Genomic DNA, 4,421 nt, shown 5'->3' on the forward strand with positions numbered 1-4,421 from the left:
ATGTAACTCAACAGAATTTGCTATATCTTCTATTTTTCTCTTTATAATAAACTCCTGTTCACATTTATGCTTTAATATAAAAAAAGAATGAGTCAAATCAAAACCTGTTAATGTAAATAACTCTAATGATGGAAAAACTATTGTGCATAAAGGTTTTTCTTTCATAGCATCAAGGATATAATGGTTAAACTTATTATATGTATCAATTGGAATAATCTTACCTTCATCATTGTATAAACTGACTTTTTTATTAGATAATTCGTATAATTTTTTATAGAAATTTACAAACTTTTGTTCAATGGAATTAAATAGATTTAATTTGTTAGGATCCTTAATCGCATCAACATATGCGATTAATTCAGTACTATAATATTCATCTTCATCCAAAAAATGATCAAAGTAAGAAACATGAATATTCAAATAATATTTTTTTAAAAGATCATTATCATCTAAATTTGTAGACAACAAAAAATCTATAAAGTTTTTTTCTATCATGGTCTTAAATATACTCCGTTTTCATTTAAAGTACCCATTCTATTCCCTGCTTTATCAAATAATTTCCACGCACTTCCTCCGTGAGGGCTACTTGATGATCTTTCAGGAGAAATTCTCCACCCAGTTTTAGGATCTACCCATTCACCTTTTTTATTTGAACCAGAAACTCTTTTATTAAATTGTTTAAGATCTATTTTATCACCTTTTTCTAGCTTACCTTTATAATTGGCATATTCATTTTTAGTTTCTGAATTATTTTTCTCATTAGAAGCTTTATTATTTTCATCGTCATCATCAGGTGGTAATCCAGAAGCCCCACCTGCTGAACTACTTCCAGTTCCTGTTAACGGATTATCATTATCTTTCTTACTACCTTTCTCTTTTAGGTAATCATTATAATAACGTTCATAAGTTTTTAGTACTGCATCTTCAAGGAATTGATCTCCCATTGGATCGACTAACGCAAGTTCAATTAGTCTTCGTGTAAATACCCCAAACTTAGTACAAGATTCAAGTAGAAAATCATGCTGTTTGTTTTAGTGTTTTATACTCAATCGGCGTCATGTTATTTAATGCCTCATGCGGTCTTTCGGTGTTATAAATCGTTAACCATTCTTCGGTTATTCTCCTTGCTTGTGCTAAGTTGTTAAAAAGATATAAATCGAGTACTTCAGTACGATAGGTGCGATTAAATCGTTCAATATAGCCATTTTGATAAGGGCTACCGGGCTGGATATAATCAATGGCTATATCATGTGATTTAGCCCAGTTTATAAAGGTTTTTCCTGTAAATTCTGGTCCATTATCGACGCGTATTTTTAATGGATAGCCATGATATTCAGCCAGTTTATCTAAGTAACGGGTAACTCTCCCTGCCGGTAAGCTTACTGCAATATCAATACCTAACGCCTCACGATTAAAGTCATCGATGACATTGAATGTCCTAAAGCGACGTTGATTACAGCTACTATCACTCATAAAATCCATTGACCAACATTCACCTTGTTTATTAGGAACCAATAGCTTTTCTGGGCTTCGTGGAGGAATACGTTTTTTACGCTTTACCCTGAGATTAAGCTTTAATTCACAATACACCCGATATACCCGTTTATGATTCCATTTATAGCCGAGCTTTCTGATACGATTAAAGCATTTAGGAAAGCCCCAGCGTAAATGCCGGTCTATGATAGCATTCAATACCGAAACAATCACCGAATCATCCTGTAACTTAGGTTGATAATAGTAAGCACAACGACTTAAGCCAACAATGGCACAACTCATAGCAATAGTAACCAAATGATTTTGTTGTAGTTGCTGTGCCCACGTTTTACGTGCCCCAGTTGGCACTAAAGCTTTTTTATGATTTCTTCCTGAAGCTGGGATTTTAAGCTCAGTTCGGCAAACATCTGCTTAAGCTTACGGTTTTCAGCCTCCAGCTCTTTTAAGCGTTTGATATCTGACGTTTCCATTCCGCCGTATTTTTCTCGCCATTTATAGAAAGTTGAATTCCCCATGCCATATTTACGGCAGAGTTCCTTGACAGGAATACCTGCTTCAGCTTCTTTTAAAATAGCGACGATTTGATGTTCAGTCATTTTTTTCATAATTAAATCCCCTTTACTTGTATCATAGAGAATTTTCTACTTTTTTGCTGTACTATTTTAGGGGATAGTTACATTCGTTGTTCCAAATTTAAACTTTCTAAAAACGCTTTTGATTCCGCTGCGGTAAGACCTTCAGCCATTAAAACATCTACCACATTAATACTGACTGATGCACCAATTTCACTTGGGCGTACTAGATACCACGCAGCTCTAGCTAAATTATTATTCTCAACCGCATTCTTCCCTGCAGCAACGCCAGTATTGATATCTTGGATATCACCACCGGCCGCGGCGGTAGCTAGGCCAGTCGCGAGTTGGGTTAGGGCGCTGATTTGTTGTCTTTCTTCTTGGTTTAGGTCTTTGATGTCTTTATCGGGGTAAAGGATACCCGCAATAGCATCCGCACTGCGTTCACTTGCGGCAGCACCTAAGCCGCCCACTAGGGCAGAGTTGCCTTGTAGCTCGGCTACCACCGCGCCGAGTATGGCATGACTGACCGTGTTGGCGACTAAGTGGTGCTAAGCCAAAATTAGCAATTAAAAAATTAATTACAGGATTTAGTGACAGTATTAACTGCCACTTTTTAATAACGAATACTCTAACATAAGCTAGGATTATCGGGTTGGGGGTTTGGGTTTGGGTTGGGGTTTGAGCTACTATATTTCAGGATAGATACCTAATTCAATAACTTTAATTTCCCTACATACTACTCGAATATTATAATCTCCCCAAACATTGATAACATTAAAAAAATCATTTTCTGAATAATTATCACATAACCCAAAATGATTCAATTCATTTGAATTGAGTGTGCGATAATTATGGTTAATTTCATATACATTTCCATTATCACCTATGTCTTCATCTTGATTGGACACTGACATAAAAATAATAATAATACACTCAATTTGTATAATTTTATCTAAAGCAATAGCTTTAATTTTTACTTGATTATTAGCTATATTTAGTTCATCTATCCAACTAATTGATAATTTAGTTAAATCTAACATAGATTATACTCCTTATTTAATATTGAGCGTCTCAGTTGGATGTTGATTATGAAGTACATCCCTTGGGATCTCCCTACCATTTGCATCCAACCGTTGCCCTTTATTGATTCTAGCGCCATTTGGTCCATATTTTGGAGCTGGTGTCCTGACTGTTCGACCGCTGTTCCAATTAATTGTAATCTCAGATCCATCTTTAGCAACAAACCTTTGATAACCTGCAGGACTAATTGATTTTTCTTCAAATCCATACTTTTCTAAAATTTTTCTTGCTTGTTCTGGTGATTTACCATCCAAATTAGGTAGTTCAGACGAAGCTCCATTACCTCCAACACCTTTTTTATCGCTATTACGAGATGATTCTTTTGGAGATTTATCATCGTCATCATTAGGCGGTAATCCAGAAGCCCCTCCTGCTGAACTACTTCCAACTCCTGTTAACGTATTATTATCTTTATTACTATCTTTCTCTTTTAGGTAATCATTATAATAACGCTCATAAGTTTTTAGTACTGCATCTTCAAGGAATCCATCTCCCATTGGATCGACTAATGCAAGTTCAATTAGTCGTCTCTGTTCCAAATTTAGACTTTCTAAAAATGCTTTTGATTCCGCTGCTGTAAGACCTTCAGCCATTAATACATCTACCGCATTAATACTAACTGCTGCACCAATTTCACTTGGGCGTATTAAATACCACGTAGCTCTAGCTAAATTGTTATTCTCAACCGCATTTTTCCCCGCCGCAACGCCTGTATTGATATCTTGGATATCACCACCGGCCGCCGCGGTAGCTAGGCCAGTCGCGAGTTGGGATAGGGCGCTGATTTGTTGTCTTTCTTCTTGGCTTAGGTCTTTGATGTCTTTATCGGGGTAAAGGATACCTGCAATAACTTCTGCACTGCGTTCACTTGCGGCAGCGCCTAAGCCACCCACTAGGGCAGAGTTGCCTTGCAGCTGCGCAACCACCCCGCCCAAGATGGCATGGCTGACCGTGTTGGCAATGTGGTCTGTTTCCCATTTGCCGGTTTCAGGGTTGTAATGCTCGGTTTGTTTTTTTATGGCACTGGCAATTTTTGGTGCCAGTGCCCCTGCAACCGCCCCTGTCATGTCGCCACTGATGATGCCGTTGATAAGATTGACCGCCATGTCAATGCCTTGACGGGTTTCACTGCCCATCGCCGACATGCCTTGATTCATCGCTTCTTTGTAGGCGTCTTCGTAGATTTTTTGTTGCTGTTCGTCAGTTAAGACCGTTTTATTGTTTTTGGCCTTTTCTTGCTCTTTGTTTAACGCCTCTTTCGCTTTTGAGGTG

At 37.5% G+C, this 4,421-nt stretch carries 6 protein-coding genes; all 6 read right to left on the reverse strand.

What is annotated here, in order from left to right; genetic code table 11:
• Positions 1-495: hypothetical protein (locus tag A9G23_RS02735; protein ID WP_065586164.1), on the reverse strand; the 495-nt coding region annotated here is incomplete at its 3' end.
• On the reverse strand, positions 492-944 hold the full coding sequence (locus A9G23_RS02740; RefSeq protein WP_065586165.1) for a hypothetical protein: 453 nt from the start codon (positions 942-944) through the stop codon (positions 492-494). The genes A9G23_RS02740 and A9G23_RS02735, both read right to left, overlap by 4 nt.
• A 73-nt stretch (positions 945-1,017) precedes the next feature.
• Positions 1,018-2,099 (reverse strand): IS3 family transposase gene (locus tag A9G23_RS02745; protein ID WP_442899757.1). Its coding sequence is split into 2 segments (ribosomal slippage): positions 1,018-1,853 and positions 1,853-2,099, totalling 1,083 coding nucleotides; the frame shifts between segments, so codons are not numbered across the junction.
• 68 nt (positions 2,100-2,167) lie between these two features.
• On the reverse strand, positions 2,168-2,572 hold the full coding sequence (locus tag A9G23_RS02755) for a VENN motif pre-toxin domain-containing protein (protein WP_065586166.1): 405 nt from the start codon (positions 2,570-2,572) through the stop codon (positions 2,168-2,170).
• 183 nt (positions 2,573-2,755) lie between these two features.
• Positions 2,756-3,109 (reverse strand): hypothetical protein, encoded by a 354-nt coding sequence (locus A9G23_RS02760; RefSeq protein WP_065585887.1) that lies wholly within the window; start codon positions 3,107-3,109, stop codon positions 2,756-2,758.
• A gap of 12 nt (positions 3,110-3,121) precedes the next feature.
• On the reverse strand, positions 3,122-4,421 hold a 1,300-nt coding region (locus A9G23_RS02765; RefSeq protein WP_141674900.1), incomplete at its 5' end, for a VENN motif pre-toxin domain-containing protein.

Source organism: Gilliamella sp. App4-10 (assembly GCF_001690495.1).
Classification (GTDB): Bacteria; Pseudomonadota; Gammaproteobacteria; order Enterobacterales; family Orbaceae; genus Gilliamella; species Gilliamella apicola_G.